Below are 18,453 nucleotides of genomic sequence, written 5' to 3'. Positions count from 1 at the left end.
TTCCGGAGGGAGGGGCGGCCCGCGTCCGAAACGCCGAAGGCCGCCCCTCGGGGCGGCCTTCGTGTCGCTCGTGTCGTTTTCAGGTACGCGCGAGGAGCGGGCCGCCGGGAGCGGGCCACCACCAGTTCTGGTTCGAGTGCGCGTACATGCCGCCGACCCTAGCGGACGTCCGGCGGAGGCGAAGCCTCCGGACCGCGCCCCCCATATCCGGAGACACTCGTCTCAGCAAGTGGGCATCGGGCTGGACGTCCCCCGTGACGACGTAATGTGTACGAGGTGACCGTGAACGCTGAAAACCACGCCCACGCCGTCAAGGCGACCTGGCGAGACCTTCCCGCGGCGCAGCAGCCTTCGTACCCCGATGCCGAGGCACTGCGCGCTGTCGTCGCGGACCTCGAGTCGTATCCGCCCCTCGTTTTCGCGGGCGAGTGCGATCAGCTGCGCGCCCGTCTGGGAGCCGTCGCCAAGGGCGAGGCGTTCCTGCTCCAGGGCGGCGACTGTGCCGAGGCCTTCGACGCCGTATCCGCCGACCACATCCGCGCCAAGCTCAAGACGCTGCTCCAGATGAGTGCCGTCCTGACGTACGCGGCTTCGGTGCCCGTGGTCAAGGTCGGCCGCATCGCCGGCCAGTACTCCAAGCCGCGCTCCAAGGACACCGAGACGCGCGACGGCGTCACCCTGCCGACCTACCGCGGCGACTCCGTCAACGGCTTCGCCTTCACCGAAGAGGCCCGGATCCCGGACCCCGAGCGGCTCAAGCGCATGTACCACGCGTCCGCGTCGACGCTGAACCTGGTGCGCGCCTTCACCACCGGTGGTTACGCCGACCTGCGCCAGGTGCACGCCTGGAACCAGGACTTCGTGCGGAACTCCCCGTCCGGGCAGCGCTACGAGCAGCTCGCGCGGGAGATCGACAACGCGCTGAACTTCATGAAGGCCTGCGGCACCGACCCGGCCGAGTTCAAGGCGGTGGAGTTCTACGCCTCCCACGAGGCGCTGCTCCTCGACTACGAGGGTGCGCTGACCCGCACCGACTCGCGGACCGGCAAGCTGTACGACACCTCGGGCCACATGGTCTGGATCGGTGAGCGCACCCGCCAGCTGGACCACGCGCACATCGAGTTCTGTTCGCAGATCGCCAACCCGATCGGCATCAAGCTCGGCCCGACCACCACCGTGGACGAGGCGCTGACGTACATCGACCGGCTGGACCCCGAGCGCGAGCCGGGCCGGCTGACCTTCGTCGTCCGCATGGGTGCCGACAAGGTCCGCGAGAAGCTCCCCACGCTGGTCGAGAAGGTCACCGCGTCGGGTGCGACCGTCGCCTGGGTCACCGACCCGATGCACGGCAACACCTTCGAGGCGGCCTCCGGCCACAAGACGCGCCGTTTCGACGACGTGCTCGACGAGGTCAAGGGCTTCTTCGAGGTCCACAAGGGCCTGGGCACCCACCCGGGCGGCATCCACGTCGAGCTCACCGGTGACGACGTCACCGAGTGCGTGGGCGGCGGCGACGAGATCTTCGTCGACGACCTGCACCAGCGCTACGAGACGGCCTGCGACCCGCGGCTCAACCGCAGCCAGTCGCTGGACCTGGCGTTCCTCGTCGCCGAGATGTACCGCGACCAGTAGAGCGGGTCGTGAACGGGTCGTGAGCGGGCCGTGAGCGGGCCGTGAGCGGCTCGTGACGGTGGGGCGCGGATCGATGTGATCCGCGCCCCACTGTCGTATTCGGGTCTTTTAGGCGACCCTCACCATAGGTACGGTTAGGTAAGCCTCACCGAATAGGGGTGGCCGTCCGACCCAGTCCACTCCCGGGAGGTGAACCGCGTGTACGTCTGCTCGTGCTTCGGGATCACCGACAAGCAGGTCAAGGAACACGCGGAGGCCGGGGCCTGCACCCCCCGGCAGATCGCCTCGGCCACCAAGGCCGGCACCGACTGCGGCTCCTGCGTCCGCACCATCCAGGGCATCCTCGGCCGCGGCGCGTGCCCCCGGCGCGAGCTGCTGGAGACGGGCCGGGCGGCGGCCGTTCTGGCCGCGGAACCCGCGCTCGCCGCAGCGCCCGTTCTCGCCGACGTGGCCTGACGGCCCGGACGCCACTGCCGGCACCGGCAGGGCTCAGCTCTCCGGCTGCTCGATCTGCTGCGCGATGTACAGCGGCTCGCCGATGCTCTCGATGAGCTCCAGCTGCGTGTCGAGGTAGTCGATGTGGTGCTCCTCGTCCGCCAGGATCTCCTCGAAGAGGCGGGCGGAGGTGACGTCGCCCTTGCCGCGCATGACCTCGATGCCGCGCCGCAGGCGGTCGATCGCCTCGACCTCGACCTGCCGGTCCGCCTGGAACATCTCCGTCAGCGTCTGGCCGACGCGCACGTGGAAGAGGCGCTGGTAGTTGGGCAGCCCGTCGAGCATGAGGATGCGCTCGGTGATCTTGTCCGCGTGCTTCATCTCGTCGATGGATTCGGCACGGGTGTAATGGGCGAGCTTCGTCCAGCCCTTGTTGTCCTGGATGCGGTAGTGCAGCCAGTACTGGTTGATGGCCGTGAGCTCACCGGTCAGCTGCTCGTTGAGAAACTCAAGGACCTCGGGGTCGCCCTGCATCGCAAAGGCTCCTTCCAAAGCAGTGTCAGCTATGTGACTGGGCAGTGCGCGCATCCTTCCACCGCCACCCAGGGCCGTCCAGTAAGTACCTCCTTAGTCGGAGTTGCAGCGACTTGCCGGAATCGGCCGGGACCGGTCATGACCACCCTGCGGCGTCTGTCACCATGGAGACATGGGTCAGCCGGTAAGCCGGGATTTTCCGGGAGCAGAGCAGTTCGAGCTCCCTCCGGGGCAGCGGTTGCAGCGGGGCTGGCCGGTCACCCACTACGGGCCGGTGCCCAAGTTCAAGCCCGACCGCTGGGAGTTCCGCGTCTTCGGGGCCACGGCCGACGGGGAAAAGCACTGCTGGAACCACGAGGAGTTCACGGCCCTGCCGTTCGAATCGGTCGTGGCGGACCTGCACTGCGTGACGAAGTTCAGCATGCCGGGGGCCGAATGGGGCGGGGTTCTCGCGCGTACGGTCCTGGAACTGGCTCCGCCGGCGCCGCAGGTCACGCACGTCATGGTGTGGGCCGAGTACGGGTTCAGCTCGAACCTGCGACTGGCTGATTTCGCCTCCGAGCGGACCGTCTTCGCCACCCACCAGGGTGGCGAACTCCTGACCGCCGAGCACGGTTTCCCGCTGCGGCTCGTGGTGCCCCACCTGTACGCCTGGAAGGGGCCCAAGTGGGTCCGGGGCGTGGAGTACATGACCGCCGACCGGCGGGGCTTCTGGGAGGAGCGGGGGTACCACAACATCGGCGACCCCTGGCGCGAGCAGCGCTACTCGTACCAGGAGGAGCCGGGCGACGGGCCCGAGATATAGGCCCTGCCGCCCTGTTCGGCCGGGCGGCCCGCTCAGTGGTGGTACCGGTGGACGACCGCGTGGCCCTTGCCGCGGCCGATCATCCACTTGTTGACCGGGGTGGTCACGACGAAGGCGAGAGCGAGGGAGAGCGCGAGCGCCGCCCAGAACAGCGCCTCCGAGAGGTGGGCGTCCATCGCGCCCGGCCACAGTGCGATCACGCCGTTGTCGATCAGTTCCATCACGGCGATGGAGAGGGTGTCGGCGGCCAGTGCCACCCGGACGGCCGTACGGAGGTCCACGCCCGCGCCGAGGATCCCGCGCAGGGTGAGCGCGTAGCCGAAGAAGAACGCGAGGACGATGGCCGCGATCATCGTGGCCAGGTTGCCCCAGCCGAGCGCGGTTCCGATGATCATGCCGAGTACTTCACCGATGGCGCAGCCGGTGAGGCAGTGGAGGGTGGCCTTGGCGGCCATGGCCCAGCTGACGGGGCCGCCGTGGCTGTCGTGGCCGCTGTGGTGCTCATGGCCGGTGTGCGCCTCGTGGCCGCTGTGGTGTTCGTGGCCGGCGTGCGGCTCGTGGTCGGCATGCCCGTGATGTGCGTGGTCCATCGCAGCCCCCTGGGAACGTCGGATTACGGTCCTGCGGATAGCAGAACCGTATACCCCCCAGGGGTATTCCCCCATGCTTTAAGCGTGGGCGCCGCGCAGCTCTTTCAGCAGGGCCACGTCCGCGGCATGACCTTCCTTGCCGCCCGGCGTCTCGATGATCAGCGGTACGCCCTCCGTCGCGGGGTGCGAGAACAGCTCGCCGAACGCGTCCCGCCCGATGTGGCCCCGGCCGATGTTCGCGTGCCGGTCCTTGTGGGCGCCGACGCCCTCCTTGGAGTCGTTGGCGTGGATCAGCTTGAGCCGGCCCTCGCCCACCGTGTCCACGAGCAGGTCCAGCGTCTGCTTGGCGCCGCCCGGCTCCGCCAGGTCGTGGCCCGCCGCGAAGACGTGGCAGGTGTCCAGGCAGATGCCGAGCTTCGGGTGGTGGTCGAGCGCCTCGAAGTACGGGCCGAAGTCCCAGGTGCGCGAGCACAGCGAGGAGCCCTGCCCGGCCGTGGACTCCAGCAGGAGGAACGGGTCGTCGTCGTGCGTCAGTTCCTCCAGCAACGGCAGCATGTGCTGCCTGACCTGTGCGTACGCCGCCTCGCGCGGGCGCCCGCCGGTGGCCGAGCCGGTGTGTACGACCACTCCGAGCGCGCCGATCGCACGGGCGCGGCGCAACGAGTGCCGCAGGGACTCCACCGACTTCTCGACGGTCGCCTCGGTGTGGGAGCCGAAGTTGATCAGGTACGGCGCGTGTACGTAGGCCGGGACGGACCCGGCCGCGCACTGGGCCCGGAACAGCTCGTCCTGCGCCGGATTGCCGGCCGGGGTGGCCCAGCCGCGCGGGTTGGCCACGAAGACCTGCACGGCCTCGGCGCCCATCTCGCGGGCGTACGCCAGGCCGACGGAGGCGAGCCCGCCGGCCACGGGGACGTGCCCGCCGACGGGGTTGCGGTGCGCCACGCGCCGGTGGGCCCTGTCGTCGGCGTTCTGCTCGGCGCGCTGCTCGGCGCGCTGGTCAACGCTGTGGTCGGCGTGCACTTACAGCCCCTTGGTGCGGATGATGATCGTGCTGCCCTCGGGCGCGCTCTGGCCGCCGGGTACCGACTGCGCGTCGACCGTGTTGCTGAAACCGAAGAAGGGCCGCTCCACCTTCACCTTGAAGCCCTGGGCCTCCAGCGCCCTGCGGGCCGCGTCGGCCTCCTGGCCCGTCACGTTCGGCACCTGCACCTGGCGCGGGCCCCTGGAAACGGTGAGCGTCACCGTGTCACCCGCCGCGGCCTGGGTGCCGGCGGCGGCCGACTGGTTGGCGACCGTACCGGCGGGGGAGGGGGAGTTGACCTGCTCGGCCGCCGTCTCCACCTTGAGGCCGAGGTCCTGGAGGGCGACGCGCGCCTGTTCCACGGGCTGACCGGCCACGTTCGGGACCTGGATCGGCCGGCCCCTGCTGACGACGATCGCCACCGCCGTGTCGGGGGCCCGCTTCTGCCCGCCCTCCGGGTCGGTGGTGATCACCGCGCCCTGGGGGACGTCCAGGCTGAACGCCTGGGTGACGATGCCGGGCGCCAGACCGGCCGACGTCAGCTCCGCCTTGGCGGCGTCCAGGGCCTTGCCCTTGAGCGCGGGCACGCTGACGATCTCGGGGCCGCGGGAGATGGTCAGCGTCACCGCGCCGTTGCCGCGGATGCGCTTGCCGCCCTGGGGGTCGGTGTTCATCACCGTGCCGCGGTCGAAGGCCTCGCTGAACTTGCGGTCCACCCCCTTCACCCCGAGGCCGGCCGCCGACAGCTCGGAACGGGCCTGCTCCTCCGTCTTGCCCAGGAGGTTCGGCACCTTCGTGAACTGGCCCGAGTTGATGTACCAGACGCCCGCGCCGAGACCGAGGGCCAGCAGCACCCCGGCGATGACCAGGTACAGGCCGCCCGGCCGGGCCCGGCGGCGGGACCGGGGCGCAGGCGGGGGCGGGGCCGTCAGGCGGGAGGTGTGCTGGACGGGCTGGTCCGCGGCCGCGGCGACGGGCCGGGGGATCACGCTGGTGCGGTCCTCGCTCGCGGCCCGTTCCCCGGCGTGCGCCTGGGGCGGTACGGCGTCCAGCTCCGCCTCGCCCAGCGCGGCGCGGGCCTCCAGCGTCAGGCCCAGCAGCGCGGCGGCGTCGGCGGGCCGCAGCTGCGGGTCGCGTGCGGTGGCGCACGCGACGAGCCCGTCCAGGGAGGCCGGCAGCCCCGGGACGGCGGCCGACGGGGGAGGGACGTCCTCGTTGAGGTGCTGGTAGAGCACCTGGGCGGGACTGCCGCCGGTGTGCGGCTTGGAGCCGGTGAGCATCTCGTAGAAGACGACACCGCAGGCGTAGACGTCCACGCGGGTATCGGCGACGCCGTTCTCGATCTGCTCCGGGGCGAGGTAGGAGACGGTGCCGAGGACGGAGCCGGTGGTGCTGGTGACGGTGTCGACGCTGCGGACCAGACCGAAGTCGGCGACCTTGACCCGGCCGTCGTCACCGATCAGGACGTTCTCGGGCTTCATGTCGCGGTGGACGAACCCGGCCCGGTGCGCGGCACCGAGGGCGGCGAGGACCGGTTCGAGGATGTCGAGGGCGGCCCGCGGCTGGAGGGCGCCGCGCTGGCGGAGCACGTCGCGCAGGGTGCAGCCGGAGACGTACTCCATGGCCAGGTACGTGTACGGGCCGTCCGTGCCCTGGTCGAAGACGGCGACGACGTTGGGGTGGGCGAGGCGGGCCACGGACTTGGCCTCGCGGATGAACCGCTCGACGAAGGCGGCGTCCGCGGCGAGGGCCGGGTGCATCACCTTGAGCGCGAGGACGCGGTCGAGGCGGGTGTCGAGGGCGCGGTAGACCGTGGCCATGCCGCCGGCCGCGATGCGGGCGTCGATGCGGTAGCGGCCGTCGAGCGTCTGCCCGACGATGGGGTCATCCAGGGTCGTGTCCACCCGGGGATTCTACGAGCCCCCGCCGGGCCGGCCGTCTGTGCGGGTCGCCTTGCAGCGCAGCTGTGACGTCCGGCCGATCCGCCCCGCCGGTCGGTGCCGCTGCGCGGGGCCGTCCCCTGCCCGCCCTTCCCCCCGTTCACCGGGCTCTGCCCGGACCCGGTCCTCGAACGCCGGACGGGCTGGAAAGTCCAGCCCCGCCGGCGTCCGAGGCGCGGGGTGCGGGGCGGAGCCCCGCATGGGCCGGCGCAGCCGGGGGCGCCTGCGCAGCGGCGCAGGGCACCGCCCCGCCCCCCTCGGCAGGCGGGCCGTCAGAACGCCGGGCGTTCGGGGTCGAGGGTGGCGCGGCCCTCCGTGGGGGAGGAGGCTTCCGCGAAGCGGCGTTGGGGGATGCGGCCCGCGCGGTACGCGAGGCGGCCCGCCGAGACCGCGTCCCGCATCGCCGCCGCCATCAGCACCGGCGCCTGCGCGCGGGTCACGGCCGAGGCCAGCATCACCCCGGCGCAGCCCAGCTCCATCGCCAGCGCGGCGTCCGACGCCGTACCGGCCCCCGCGTCCAGGATCACCGGCACGCCCGCCCGCTCCGTGATCAGCTCGAAGTTGTGCGGGTTGCGGATCCCCATCCCCGAGCCGATCGGCGAGCCCAGCGGCATGATCGCCGCGCAGCCCACGTCCTCCAGCTTCCGCGCCAGCACCGGGTCGTCGTTGGTGTACGGCAGCACCGTGAAGCCCTCGTCGACCAGGATCTCGGCGGCGTCCAGCAGCTCGACGCCGTCCGGCAGCAGGGTGCGTTCGTCCGCGACGACCTCCAGCTTGATCCAGTCGGTGCCCAGCGCCTCCCGCGCGAGGCGCGCCGTCAGCACGGCCTCGCCCGCCGTGAAGCAGCCCGCCGTGTTCGGCAGGACCGCGATGCCGAGCCGGTCCAGGACGGACAGGACGGAGCCCTGCACCGTCGGGTCCAGGCGGCGCATGGCCACGGTGGTCAGCTCCGTACCGGAGGCGACCAGGGCGCGCTCCAGCACGTCCAGGCTCGGGGCTCCGCCCGTGCCCATGATCAGGCGCGAGGAGAAGGTCCGGCCGCCGAGGGTGAAGACGTCGTCCGCCATGGCCGTCAGCCCCCCTGCACCGCGGTCAGGACCTCGACCCGGTCGCCGTCGCCCACCACGGTGTGCGGCCACTGCCCGCGCGGCACGACCGTCTCGTTGAGGGCCGCGGCCACCCCCTTGGGGGCCGCGGTCAAGATGGCGACCACCGCGTCGAGCGTGGTGCCGGCCGCGACCTCGCGCGGCTCGCCGTTGACGGAGATGGTCATGCGTACGACTCCTGACGTGCCTCGGTGAACCGGCCCGGGGTGAAGGGACGGGCGAGCTCCGGCACCGTGCCGGTGGCCAGCAGCTCCGCCATCACGTCACCGGTGAGCGGGGTCAGCAGCACCCCGTTGCGGTAGTGCCCCGTGGCCAGGTGCAGCCCCGGCAGCGCGGTCGGGCCCAGCAGCGGGGCGTTGTCGGGGGAGCCGGGCCGCAGCCCCGCCCGGGTCTCGGTCAGCGGCAGTTCGGTGATGCCGGGCACCAGCTCGTGGGCGTCGCGCAGCAGCTCGTAGACCCCTCCTGCGGTGACGGTGGTGTCCCAGCCCAGTTCCTCGCTGGTCGCGCCGATGACGAGTTCGCCGTTCTCGCGCGGTACGAGGTAGACGTGGCTGCCGCGCACGACGGCACGCACGGTCCGGGACAGGAACGGCGCGTACGGGGCCGGCACCGTCAGCCGCAGCACCTGCCCCTTCACCGGCCGCACCGGAATGTCCACCTCCGGCGGCACCCCGGGCAGCTGCCCGGAGAAGGAACCCGCCGCAAGGACCGTCTGGCCGGCGCCGAGCTCCGTACCGTCGTCGAGCAGGGCCCCGGTCGCCCGGTCGCCCGCGACGAGCAGCCGGGCGGCGCTCGCCCGGTGCACGCTGACCCCGGCGCGTTCGCAGGCGGCCAGCAGCGCCGCCGCCAGCCGGCGCGGATCCACCTGGTGGTCACCGTCGACCCGCAGGCCGCCGCGGACGCCCGGTGCGAGCATGGGCTCCAGACGGCGGCACTCGCGGCCGGTCAGCCACTGCGACTCCAGGCCGCAGCGGCGCTGGAGGGCGTGCAGCTCGCGCAGGTGGAGGCGGTCGTCGGCGTCGAGGGCCACGGCGAGGGTGCCGCAGGCGCGGTAGCCGATGTCCATGCCGCCGCTCGCCTCGGCGAGCTCGGCGGCGAACTCCGGGTAGCGGGCGGCGGAGGCGACGTTGAGCCCGAGCAGGGTCTCCTCGCCGTAGTGCAGTTCGGTGACGGCGGCGAGCATGCCCGCCGCGACCTGGGCGGCGCCGCCACCGGGGGCCGGATCGGCCAGTACGGTGCGCAGTCCGCGCCGGGCGGCCCGCCAGGCGCTGACCAGGCCGATGATGCCGCCCCCGATGACGAGGACGTCGGACCCCTTCGGGGATCCCCTCCGAGATGAGTGCATGGGCGTCCAGCCCCTCCCTTCGCCGGCATGACCCGGATCAGGTTCGTACGGTCGGAGGCCGGCCAGCCTCCCTCTCAGCCCGGTGCGCCCGGACTCCCGCGATAGGTACGGTGGCCAGACTAACCCCGGGGCGCACGCCGGGTAAGGCTGCCTCCCCCGGGCCTGTTCCTGATGAAACGTCAGATGATTAGGCTGGTCGGCGTGAGCGAGCAGACGGAACAGACTCAGAGCGGCGTCGTCATCGTGGGTGCCGGAATGGCCGGGGTGCAGACCGCGGTCGCCTTGCGGGAACAGGGTTTCACCGGCCCCGTGACCCTCCTGGGAGCCGAGCCCCACCAGCCCTACGACCGGCCTCCGCTGTCCAAGGCGGTACTGCTCGGCAAGGCCGAGGACTCCGCGTTCGACGTGGATTTCGAGGCCCTCGGCATCGGACTGCGGCTCGGCGTGGAGGTCACCGGGCTACGGGCCGGCGCCCGCGAAGTGGACACGGAGGCGGGTCCGGTCCCCTACGACGTCCTCGTCCTGGCGACGGGAGCGCGCCCGCTGACCCTGCCGGGCTCCGACGGGGTCCCGGGCGTGCACCTGCTGCGCACCCTGGACGACGCCGCCCGGCTGCGGCCCGTGCTCGCGGCGGCGCCTGCGGTGGTGGTGGTCGGGGCCGGATGGATCGGCGCCGAGTTCGCCACGGCGGCCCGGGAGGCGGGCTGCGCGGTGACGGTGGTCGAGGCGGCGGAGCGGGTCCTGGCGGGCGCCGTGCCGGCGGAGGTCGCCGAGCCGATGGGGCGCTGGTACGCGGAGGCGGGCGCGCGGCTGCTGACCGGGGCGCGGGTGGCGTCCGTGGAGGAGGGCCGGGTCCAGCTGGCGGACGGGCGGACGCTCGATGCGGGCGCGGTGGTCGTCGGCATCGGGGCGCGGCCCGCGACGGACTGGCTGGCCGGGTCGGGGGTCGAACTGGGCCCGGACGGGTCGGTCACCGCCGACGCCCACCTGCGGACCTCCCTGCCCGGCGTGTACGCGGTGGGGGACTGCGCCTCGTTCCCGTCGGCGCGCTACGCGGAGCGGCTGCTGGTCCACCACTGGGACAACGCGCTCCAGGGCCCGAGGGTGGTCGCGGCGAACGTGGTGGGCGGCGGAGCGGCGGCGGCCTACGACCCGGTGCCGTACTTCTGGTCGGAGCAGTTCGGGCGCTTCGTGCAGTACGCGGGGCACCACGGCGCGGCGGACGAGATGGTGTGGCGCGGGGACCCGGCAGGGGCGGCCTGGTCGGTGTGCTGGCTGCGGGACGGGGCGCTCGTGGCGGTCCTGGCGGTCGGGCGGCCGCGCGACCTGGCGCAGGGGCGCCGGCTGATCGAGGCGGGCGCGGTGCTCACGCCGGCCGCCCTCGCGGACCCCGACACCCCGCTCAAGTCGGCGGTGGCCTGACGGGCCCGGCCCGAGCGGGTCGGGACCCGGACGGGGTGGTCCAGGTACCGGCGGCGAGTCCGAGATGGCAGGCTTGTGCCCGTGACCGAGATTGACGCAAAGATCGATGCCCTTGTCCCCGCCTGGCTCTACCTCCCCGACATCGCCGAGATGCTCGACATCGAAGTGACCCGGGTCCGCCAGCTGGTCAAGGAAGGTCAGCTGCTCGCGGTGCGCCGCGGTGAGAACCGCTCCCTCCAGGTCCCCGCCCCCTTCATCGACGGCGACAAGATCGTCAAGGGCCTCACCGGTCTGCTGACCGTGCTCCGCGACGACGGCTTCTCCGACGAGGAGATCCTGGAGTGGATGTTCACCCCCGACCCGACCCTCCCCGGCACCCCCGCCCAGGCGCTGAGCGAGAATCGTGGCACGGAGGTGAAGCGCCGCGCTCAGGCGCTCGCCCTCTGACCGACCCGCGCACGAAGTGACGTACTGATCCACCCGGTGTACGGGCCCGAGCGGCCCGTACACCGCCACCACCACGGGGGTACACCCATGCTGCTGTCCGACGCCCGGCTCTACCTGTGCACGGACGCCCGCAAGCGGCAGGGCGACCTCCCCGAGTTCCTCGACGCCGCCCTGGCCGGCGGCGTGGACATCGTCCAGCTCCGCGACAAGGGCATGGAAGCGGGCGAGGAACTCGAGCACCTGCGGGTCTTCGCCGACGCCGCCCGCCGCCACGGCAAGCTGCTCGCCGTCAACGACCGTGCCGACGTCGCGCACGCCATCGGCTCCGACGTGCTCCACCTCGGCCAGGGCGACATACCCGTGCCCGCCGCCCGCGCGATCCTCGGCGGGTCCGTCCTCGTCGGCCGCTCCTGCCACGCCGAATCCGAGGTCGACGCGGCCGCCGCCGAGCCCGGCGTGGACTACTTCTGCACCGGCCCCTGCTGGCCGACCCCCACGAAGCCCGGCCGCTACGCCCCCGGCCTCGGCCTCGTGCGGTACGCCGCCTCCCTGCGCCAGGACCGCCCCTGGTTCGCCATCGGCGGTATCGACGCCGCCAACCTGGACGAGGTGCTCGACGCCGGCGCCACCCGGATCGTGGTCGTACGGGCCATCACCGAGGCCACCGACCCCGGCGCCGCCGCCGCCGAACTCGCCAAGCGGGTCCGCGAGCGCGCCTGACGCGCCACCGCCGCCGGGAGTGCTGTCCAAAACGCTGTCCAAAACGTGGACCGTGCTACGAGGTGCGCCACCCCGCGTCTAACCTGCCGGTATGGCCTCTGGTACCGCTTCCACCTGGTCGGATCGTGCACACACGGTCCGCGACCTCCTCGCGTCCGGGAGCTCGTACTCCTTCGAGTTCTGGGCCCCCAAGACCGAGAAGGGCGAGCGCAACCTCTGGAACGCCCTGCGCCGGATCGAGGCGGTGGCCCCCAGCTTCGTCTCCGTGACGTACGGGGCCGGCGGCTCCACCCGCGGCGGCACCGTCCGCGCCACCGAGCAGATCGCCGCGAACACCACCTTGACCCCCGTCGCCCACCTCACCGCCGTGGACCACTCCGTCGCGGAGCTGCGCCACGTCATCGGGCAGTTCGCCGACGCCGGGATCCGCAACATGCTCGCGCTGCGCGGCGACCCGCCGGGCGACCCCATGGGCCCCTGGGTCAAGCACCCGGAGGGCGTGGACTACGCGGCCGACCTGGTGCGCCTCCTCAAGGAGTCCGGCGACTTCTGCGTGGGCGTCGCGGCCTTCCCCGAGATGCACCCCCGCTCGCAGGACTGGGACTCGGACATCCGGCACTTCGTGGACAAGTGCCGTGCGGGCGCGGACTATGCCATCACGCAGATGTTCTTCGACCCGGAGAATTATCTGAGGCTGCGCGACAGCGTCCAGAAGGCGGGCTGTGAGACCCCGATCATCCCCGAGGTCATGCCTGTTGTGGGGATCAAGCAGCTCGACCGGCTGCCCCAGCTCAGCAACGCCGTCTTCCCCGGGGCGGTAAAAGACCGCATGCTCGCCGTCAAGGACGACCCGGCCGCTGTACGCTCCATTGGCATCGAGTTCGCCACGGAGTTCTGCGCGCGGCTGCTGTCCGAGGGTGTCCCGGGGCTGCACTTCATCACGCTGAACAATTCCACGGCGACTCTCGAGATCTACGAAAACCTGGGTCTGCACCAGCGGGCCTGATCGGCCGGCCCCCGTTTCCCGCGCGGTCGGCCGTACGAGAGGGGCCATGCATGGGAATGACGGTCCTCTACATCGCGTTCGGCTTCGTCGCGTTGTGGCTGCTTGCCGAGGTCCTGATGCAGTACAAGGCCCGGCTCCGCTGGCGCCTGCTCGCCTTCGCCGGGTTCGTCGGCGTGGTCGCCGGGGTGGTGCTGCCGTCGGTGCTGGTCATCGCCATCGGGGCGGCCGCGTTCGCGGTGGGCCAGACCCTGGTGACGCTCTCCTTCCGCAAGGGCTTCGTCGCCGGCTGGGCGCTGCGCCGAGGCGGGGAGCCCGTGCGCAAGGGCGGACGGCGCCGCAGCGGCGGCGCTCCGCGTCCCCCGCGCCCCGGGCCCGCGCTGGAGGTGACGGCGCTGGAGTACGGCGCCGAGGGCGAACTCCCGGACCACGAGGCGTCGTCCGGGCGCCGCGCGGCCGACCGGGACGAGCCGGACGCGGGGGACGAGGACGTCTTCACCCCGCAGCCCGTGCCCGAGGAGACCGGCTCCTACGGGATACAGAGTTTCGCCCCCCAGTCGCAGGCGTACTCCGAACACCCCGGTGAGAGCGCCGCCTTCGCCTCGCCGTTCACCACGGCCGAGCAGGACGCCCACCAGTTCGCGGCGTACTACGACCCGCAGGGCCAGGGCGGCTACGACTACTCCACCGGCTACCCGGGCGCCGAACAGCAGGTCTACGCCGCCTACTCGGACCCGTACATCGGCACCGGAGGCGTCGCCCCGCAGCAGGAGTACGACTACACCGCGTACGGCGACTACGGCCACCAGCAGTACTCCATGGACACCCCGCCGGGCGGGGTCTGGGTGCCGCAGCAGCGCGACGCCGCCCAGCCCTACCCGCCGGAGGACCAGCAGGCTCCCCAGCAGCCGCAGGGTTACCCGTACCAGGGTGACCCGGGCGGGTACGAGCAGTACCGCTACTGAGCCGCCCCGGGGCCCCTCCAGGGCCTCTCCAGGGCCTCTCCGGGTCCCGGGGCCGCTAGCGGGAGCCGCGGAACCCGGCGCCCTCCACGATGAGCCCGGCCACCAGGGCTCCGGTCATCCCGGCGTGCGGGAGGCCGCCGCCCGGGTGGGCCCAGCCGCCCGCGAGGTACAGCCCGGGCAGGGCGGTGGTGTTCGCGGGGTACAGCAGCCGGCCGCCGGCCCCGGCCAGCGCGGGCGCCGGCACCGCACCGTCCACCGCACCCGTGGCTTCGGAGATGTCGGCCGGGGTGCGCAGCTCGTGCCACAGCAGCCGCTCCCGCAGCCCGGGCACGGCGCGGGAGGCCGCCGCCACCAGCCCGGCGGCCGTGGGCGCCGAGCCGGGGGCCACCACGGCCTGTACGGTGACGGCCTCGTGCCCCGCGTCGGGCGTCGCCGCCGGGTCGTCCGGGCGCAGCACGGTGACGCCGCCCCCGGCCAGGGTGCGGTGCACGGCGTCCGCCGGGCGGGCCCCGCGCAGGGCGAGGAACAGGGTGTACCGGGCGCGCGGAGCGGTGCTCCGGGCGGGCGGGGAACCCGGCGCGAGCGGGATCGCCAGCGCCCTCGGGTCCACCCCGCACACGACCGCGTCGGCCTCCACCACCTCACCGCCGGCCAGCAGCAGCCCGGCAGCCCGGCCGTCCCGCTCCACGACCTCCCGTACCCCGGCGCCGAATACGAAGCCCACCTTCCGCTCAAGGCACCGCTCGTGGACGGCCGTGGCCAGCGCGCGCAGGCCGCCGCGCACGTACCAGCTCCCGAAGGTCTGCTCCATGTACGGCAGCACCGCCGCGGAGGCGGGCGCTGTCGCGGGGTCCAGCCCGTACGCGAGCACCCGCTCGCGGAGCAGCTCCCCGAGCGGGCCGCCCAGCTCGCGCGCCGCGACTTCGGCCAGGGTGGGCGGCCGGCGCCGCAGCAGGCCGCTCCTGCGCAGCGCGGGGTACGGATCCTCCCCCAGCACCTGCCAGTCGGGCCGCAGCGGCTCCTCCAGCAGGGGGCGCCGGGTCGCGTCCCAGGCGTCCCGGGCGCGGCCCAGGACATCGCTCCAGCGGTCTCCGGCGCCGGCCCCGAAGGCCTGGTCCAAGGCTGCGGCCGCACCGCCGCGGGAGGCATTGGGCAAGGTGACCACCGTGCCGTCGGGCAGCACATGCCGAACGGCCGGGTCGACCTGCACGAGGTCGACGCACTCCTCCAGGGGGCGCTTGCCGGTCTTGACGAACAGGTCGCGGTAGACGGCGGGCAGGTGCAGCAGCCCGGGCCCGGTGTCGAAGGCGAAACCGTCGCGTTCGTACCGTCCGACGGCGCCGCCGTAGGTGGAGCCGCGTTCGTACACCGTCACCTGGTGGCCCGCCACGGCCAGCCGGGCCGCCGTCGCCATCGCGCCCATGCCGGCGCCGATCACCGCAATTCGTGCCATGCGGTGGAGCCTACCGAGCGGGGCGGGAACCGGATCGACCGAGGTCAGTGGGGAGGTGCGTCCGTGGCCCGGCGGGTTTCGGCGGCCAGCCGCCTCTCCTCGCGGCGCTGGGCCCGACGGCGCAGGAAGCGGCGGATCCGGGTCCAGAAGTAGATCACCAGGGCCAGGCCCGCGGCGAGCAGCAGGGCCGCGATGACCGCGGCCGCCTGGGGGTTGAACATGGCGAAGGTGACGATGCCGGCCACGCCCAGGTCCTCGGCGGTGCTGAGCACGATGTTGCTGAACGGCTCCGGCGAGGTGTTGACGGCCATGCGGGTGCCCGCCTTGACGAGGTGGCTGGCGAGCGCGGTGGAGCCGCCGATCGCGCCGGCCGCGAGGTGGGAGAGCGAGCCGCTCTGCCCGGCCAGCAGGGCGCCGACCACCGCCCCCGCGACGGGGCGGACCACCGTGTGGACGGAGTCCCACACCGAGTCCACGTACGGGATCTTGTCGGCGACCGCCTCGCAGAGGAAGAGCACGGCCGCGGCGATCAGGACGTCGGGGCGCTGGAGGGAGGCGGGAACGTCGTCGCTCAGCCCGGTCGCGCCGAAGACGCCGAGCAGGAGGACCACCGCGTAGGCGTTGATCCCGCTGGCCCAGCCGCTGGTGAAGACCAGGGGGAGCACTGTCATCGGGCCATCATGCCGCAGCGGAGAGGGACGGCCACCTCGCGGCGGCCGTCCCTCTCGAAGTCAACTCATGTCAAACGGGGGGCAGGATCACTGTCCCTGTTCGTCGCGGCGGCGCTGCCACCGTTCCTCGATGCGGGCCATCATGGACCGGCGCTGCCGGTTCTGCCCGCGGGCCGAACCACCTGCACTTCCGGAGACGGGCTGCTCACCGGGCTTGGGTGCTTTGCGCCAACCGGTGACGACCAGAACCGTGCAGGCCAGCATGACGAGGAATCCCACCACGCTGATCCAGAGCACGCTCTGCCAGATCACACCGGTCATGAGGAGCGCGATACCCACCACAATGCCCGCGACTGCCTGGTAGACCCGTCGCCGGGTGTACGTGCGCAGCCCGCTTCCCTCAAGCGCTGTCGCGAACTTGGGATCTTCGGCGTACAGCGCTCGCTCCATCTGCTCGAGCATTCGCTGCTCGTGCTCCGAGAGCGGCACGGGAGTCCTCCTCATCCGTCGGTCGCGGGGGGAGCGACCAGGGGTCCCTCTCAGGATAGGCGGGGAATCGCCCCCGTGACACCCGCCCTCTGCGCCAGGTTCGAAAATGCACCGCCTGGAAAAACACTGCCGGAAAAACGTCGCCTGGAAGAAGCGCAGCGTCAGACCGCACCGTTGCGGGCGTGGTCAGTGAGGCGCTTATTCCCCAATGACCGGTCCGCCATGCCGACCGGTGTGCTCGATCATACGGGGACGGCGGCCCGTTCGGAGGGTGTCCGGCGAACCCCGTGCACGAGAGCTTCGCAGATCAGGCGGGCTTCTCGCCCAGGACGTGCAACTGCGTGGCCACCGCGTGGAAGGCGGGCAGCTCGGCGGCGGCCTCCTCCAGGCGCAGCAGTGCCTCCACCGCCCCCGACTCGGTGTCCACCAGGACCCCGGGCACGAGATCGGCGAAGATCCGTACGCCGTGCACCGGGCCGGCCTCGAGTCCGGCTCCACCGACGACCTCCGCCAGCTGCTCAGCGGTGAAGCGGCGCGGGACGGGGTCGCCCGCGCCCCAGCGGCCGGCCGGGTCGGTCAGGGCCGTGCGGGCCTCGGTGAAGTGCCCGGCCAGTGCGCGCGCCAGCACCGCTCCGCCGAGGCCGGCGGCGAGGAGGCTGAGGACGCCACCGGGGCGCAGGGCGGCGACGGCGTTGGCCACGCCCTCGGCCGGGTCGTCCACGTACTCCAGCACGCCGTGGCAGAGCACCACGTCGTACGCGTCCCTCTCGACCACGTCCAGCAGGCCCTGGGCGTCGCCCTGGACGCCGCGCACCAGTTCGGCGACGCCTGCCTCGGCGACCCGGCGCTCCAGCCCGAACAGTGCGTTGGGGCTGGGGTCGACCACCGTGACCCGGTGGCCCAGCCGGGCCACCGGTACGGCGAACTTGCCGGTGCCGCCGCCGGTGTCCAGTACGTCGAGCACGTCCCGGCCGGTCGCCTTCACCCGGCGGTCGAGGACCTCCTTGAGGACCTCCCACACCACGGCGGTGCGGAGCGAGGCGCGGGGGCGGGAAGTGTCCGACACGACTGATGACTCCTCGGCGTAGGGGGCACCTCCCAGCGGTAGCTGGAGGAGGGTGAGCGGTGCAGGCCCCACCCTATTGCCTCCCGCAGCCGGGCAGGTCATCCCGCCTGCGGACGCTCCGGCCGGGGTTGAGGCAGGCCCGGGCGGCCGCCCGGGCCGCCCGCCGAGAGGGCCAGCATGCGCTCGATCAGGCGCAGGAACATGCCGACCTCGCGGACCAGGTCGTCGGCGTCCCGGCAGCTCGCGGCGTCCGGTATGCCCGCCTCGGCCCGGGCCCGGCGCGCGGCGCCAGAGGCGAACAGGGCGCTCCACTCCGTCAGCTCCGGCGCTATCTCCGGCAGTACCTCCCACGCGCTGCGGATCCGCGGCCGTCGGCGCGGGTGCACCGGCTCGGGCCGCCCGCGGGCGGCGAGTACGGCCGCGGCCGCGCGCAGGGCGGCGAGGTGCGCGGTGGCGTACCGCTCGTTGGGCCGGGGCAGGAGCGCAGCCTCGGCCAGGCCGTCGCGGGCCTTGGCGAGCAGATCGAGAGCGGCCGGTGGGGCCGCCGACTTCCTCGGGACGGGGTGGACAGGGGACGGGGACGGTGTGGCCATGACGAACCTCCTGTCGATGCGTACTGCTGCGGAACGCTGGGTGGTGCGGGTCGTGTCCTTGCCTGGTGTTCTTGCCTGTCCCCATCGTGACGGGCCCCACTGACAATCGCGCTGACCTGCGGCTTCGCCCTCGTGGGGGCCCTCGATGGGCGAAGTGCAACTAAGCCTGGTAGTTTTTAGACTGACCGGTCAGTTCAAAAGAAGGGGGAGTGG

20 protein-coding genes and 1 riboswitch are annotated in these 18,453 nt (G+C 72.8%); of the genes, 8 read left to right on the top strand and 12 right to left on the bottom strand.

From position 1 onward, the window contains the following. Positions 1–276 precede the first annotated feature (276 nt). Together IE207_RS01535 and IE207_RS01530 are read left to right on the top strand one after the other, a co-directional pair. Positions 277–1,632 carry a class II 3-deoxy-7-phosphoheptulonate synthase gene (locus IE207_RS01535; protein ID WP_190182158.1) on the top strand — a complete coding sequence of 452 codons (1,356 nt, stop codon included), beginning with the start codon at positions 277–279 and terminating at the stop codon, positions 1,630–1,632. A gap of 198 nt (positions 1,633–1,830) precedes the next feature. Next, positions 1,831–2,088, top strand: coding sequence for a (2Fe-2S)-binding protein (locus tag IE207_RS01530; RefSeq protein WP_190182157.1), 258 nt, complete (start codon positions 1,831–1,833; stop codon positions 2,086–2,088). 33 nt (positions 2,089–2,121) lie between these two features. On the opposite strand, the gene bfr is transcribed toward IE207_RS01530, so the two are convergent. Further along, positions 2,122–2,601 (bottom strand): bacterioferritin, encoded by a 480-nt coding sequence (bfr, locus tag IE207_RS01525; RefSeq protein ID WP_190182156.1) that lies wholly within the window; start codon positions 2,599–2,601, stop codon positions 2,122–2,124. Between the two features lie 172 nt (positions 2,602–2,773). Between bfr and IE207_RS01520 the strand changes: the two genes are divergently transcribed. Then, complete coding sequence (locus IE207_RS01520; RefSeq protein WP_190182155.1) at positions 2,774–3,406, top strand: sulfite oxidase-like oxidoreductase; 633 nt, start codon at positions 2,774–2,776, stop codon at positions 3,404–3,406. Between the two features lie 32 nt (positions 3,407–3,438). On the opposite strand, the gene IE207_RS01515 is transcribed toward IE207_RS01520, so the two are convergent. From IE207_RS01515 to thiO, 6 genes are all read right to left on the bottom strand, one after another. Continuing rightward, positions 3,439–3,996 carry a DUF4396 domain-containing protein gene (locus tag IE207_RS01515; RefSeq protein WP_190182154.1) on the bottom strand — a complete coding sequence of 186 codons (558 nt, stop codon included), beginning with the start codon at positions 3,994–3,996 and terminating at the stop codon, positions 3,439–3,441. 78 nt (positions 3,997–4,074) lie between these two features. Next, positions 4,075–4,941, bottom strand: a complete 867-nt coding sequence (locus IE207_RS01510) for a deoxyribonuclease IV (RefSeq protein WP_190182727.1) — start codon at positions 4,939–4,941, stop codon at positions 4,075–4,077. Between the two features lie 78 nt (positions 4,942–5,019). After that, on the bottom strand, positions 5,020–6,924 hold the full coding sequence (pknB, locus tag IE207_RS01505) for a Stk1 family PASTA domain-containing Ser/Thr kinase (RefSeq protein ID WP_190182153.1): 1,905 nt from the start codon (positions 6,922–6,924) through the stop codon (positions 5,020–5,022). Between the two features lie 308 nt (positions 6,925–7,232). Beyond that, entirely contained in the window at positions 7,233–8,027 is a 795-nt protein-coding gene (locus IE207_RS01500) for a thiazole synthase (protein WP_190182152.1), read from the bottom strand. A gap of 5 nt (positions 8,028–8,032) precedes the next feature. Continuing rightward, complete coding sequence (thiS, locus tag IE207_RS01495; protein ID WP_190182151.1) at positions 8,033–8,233, bottom strand: sulfur carrier protein ThiS; 201 nt, start codon at positions 8,231–8,233, stop codon at positions 8,033–8,035. Continuing rightward, a complete protein-coding gene (gene thiO / locus IE207_RS01490; protein ID WP_190182150.1) occupies positions 8,230–9,411 on the bottom strand; it encodes a glycine oxidase ThiO in 1,182 nt (393 codons plus the stop codon). The genes thiS and thiO overlap by 4 nt, the downstream gene beginning before the upstream one ends. Further along, positions 9,409–9,521: riboswitch (TPP riboswitch) on the bottom strand. Its footprint overlaps the gene before it by 3 nt. A gap of 91 nt (positions 9,522–9,612) precedes the next feature. On the opposite strand from thiO, the gene IE207_RS01485 reads away from it, so the two are divergent. The 5 genes from IE207_RS01485 (at position 9,613) to IE207_RS01465 (ending at position 13,968) form a co-directional block, all read left to right on the top strand. Continuing rightward, positions 9,613–10,833 (top strand): NAD(P)/FAD-dependent oxidoreductase, encoded by a 1,221-nt coding sequence (locus tag IE207_RS01485; protein ID WP_190182149.1) that lies wholly within the window; start codon positions 9,613–9,615, stop codon positions 10,831–10,833. Positions 10,834–10,914: 81 nt separating this feature from the next. After that, positions 10,915–11,280 (top strand): Rv2175c family DNA-binding protein, encoded by a 366-nt coding sequence (locus IE207_RS01480; RefSeq protein ID WP_136215209.1) that lies wholly within the window; start codon positions 10,915–10,917, stop codon positions 11,278–11,280. An 87-nt stretch (positions 11,281–11,367) separates the two neighbouring features. Further along, complete coding sequence (gene thiE / locus IE207_RS01475) at positions 11,368–12,000, top strand: thiamine phosphate synthase (RefSeq protein ID WP_190182148.1); 633 nt, start codon at positions 11,368–11,370, stop codon at positions 11,998–12,000. A 91-nt stretch (positions 12,001–12,091) separates the two neighbouring features. Further along, complete coding sequence (gene metF / locus IE207_RS01470) at positions 12,092–13,006, top strand: methylenetetrahydrofolate reductase [NAD(P)H] (RefSeq protein ID WP_190182147.1); 915 nt, start codon at positions 12,092–12,094, stop codon at positions 13,004–13,006. A 50-nt stretch (positions 13,007–13,056) separates the two neighbouring features. Then, a complete protein-coding gene (locus tag IE207_RS01465) occupies positions 13,057–13,968 on the top strand; it encodes a hypothetical protein (RefSeq protein WP_190182146.1) in 912 nt (303 codons plus the stop codon). A gap of 55 nt (positions 13,969–14,023) precedes the next feature. Here IE207_RS01465 and IE207_RS01460 read toward each other — a convergent pair whose 3' ends face one another. The 5 genes from IE207_RS01460 to IE207_RS01440 all read right to left on the bottom strand — a co-directional run bounded on the left by IE207_RS01460 (position 14,024) and on the right by IE207_RS01440 (position 18,240). Further along, positions 14,024–15,421, bottom strand: a complete 1,398-nt coding sequence (locus IE207_RS01460; RefSeq protein WP_190182145.1) for a phytoene desaturase family protein — start codon at positions 15,419–15,421, stop codon at positions 14,024–14,026. Positions 15,422–15,465: 44 nt separating this feature from the next. After that, positions 15,466–16,092, bottom strand: coding sequence for a DUF4126 domain-containing protein (locus tag IE207_RS01455; protein WP_190182144.1), 627 nt, complete (start codon positions 16,090–16,092; stop codon positions 15,466–15,468). 87 nt (positions 16,093–16,179) lie between these two features. Next, positions 16,180–16,581, bottom strand: coding sequence for an SCO2097 family morphological protein (locus IE207_RS01450; protein ID WP_190182143.1), 402 nt, complete (start codon positions 16,579–16,581; stop codon positions 16,180–16,182). Between the two features lie 307 nt (positions 16,582–16,888). Continuing rightward, positions 16,889–17,647 (bottom strand): methyltransferase, encoded by a 759-nt coding sequence (locus IE207_RS01445; RefSeq protein ID WP_190182142.1) that lies wholly within the window; start codon positions 17,645–17,647, stop codon positions 16,889–16,891. A 98-nt stretch (positions 17,648–17,745) separates the two neighbouring features. Beyond that, the gene (locus IE207_RS01440) at positions 17,746–18,240 is read right to left on the bottom strand and encodes an SAV_6107 family HEPN domain-containing protein (RefSeq protein ID WP_190182141.1); all 495 of its coding nucleotides are present in this window, start codon (positions 18,238–18,240) and stop codon (positions 17,746–17,748) included. Between the last annotated feature and the right edge of the window lie 213 nt (positions 18,241–18,453).

This window comes from Streptomyces cirratus, from assembly GCF_014650775.1.
Lineage (GTDB): Bacteria > Actinomycetota > Actinomycetes > Streptomycetales > Streptomycetaceae > Streptomyces > Streptomyces cirratus.
This window is presented reverse-complemented; position numbering and strand designations above follow the sequence as displayed.

Bases quoted from the DNA above. Each gene is read 5' to 3' on its own strand.
- bfr (WP_190182156.1), bottom strand. From the start codon at position 2,601: ATGCAGGGCGACCCCGAGGTCCTTGAGTTTCTCAACGAGCAGCTGACC.
- IE207_RS01520 (WP_190182155.1), top strand. From the start codon at position 2,774: ATGGGTCAGCCGGTAAGCCGGGATTTTCCGGGAGCAGAGCAGTTCGAG.
- IE207_RS01515 (WP_190182154.1), bottom strand. From the start codon at position 3,996: ATGGACCACGCACATCACGGGCATGCCGACCACGAGCCGCACGCCGGC.
- IE207_RS01500 (WP_190182152.1), bottom strand. From the start codon at position 8,027: ATGGCGGACGACGTCTTCACCCTCGGCGGCCGGACCTTCTCCTCGCGC.
- thiS (WP_190182151.1), bottom strand. From the start codon at position 8,233: ATGACCATCTCCGTCAACGGCGAGCCGCGCGAGGTCGCGGCCGGCACC.
- thiO (WP_190182150.1), bottom strand. From the start codon at position 9,411: ATGCACTCATCTCGGAGGGGATCCCCGAAGGGGTCCGACGTCCTCGTC.
- thiE (WP_190182148.1), top strand. From the start codon at position 11,368: ATGCTGCTGTCCGACGCCCGGCTCTACCTGTGCACGGACGCCCGCAAG.
- metF (WP_190182147.1), top strand. From the start codon at position 12,092: ATGGCCTCTGGTACCGCTTCCACCTGGTCGGATCGTGCACACACGGTC.
- IE207_RS01465 (WP_190182146.1), top strand. From the start codon at position 13,057: ATGGGAATGACGGTCCTCTACATCGCGTTCGGCTTCGTCGCGTTGTGG.
- IE207_RS01460 (WP_190182145.1), bottom strand. From the start codon at position 15,421: ATGGCACGAATTGCGGTGATCGGCGCCGGCATGGGCGCGATGGCGACG.
- IE207_RS01455 (WP_190182144.1), bottom strand. From the start codon at position 16,092: ATGACAGTGCTCCCCCTGGTCTTCACCAGCGGCTGGGCCAGCGGGATC.
- IE207_RS01440 (WP_190182141.1), bottom strand. From the start codon at position 18,240: ATGGCCACACCGTCCCCGTCCCCTGTCCACCCCGTCCCGAGGAAGTCG.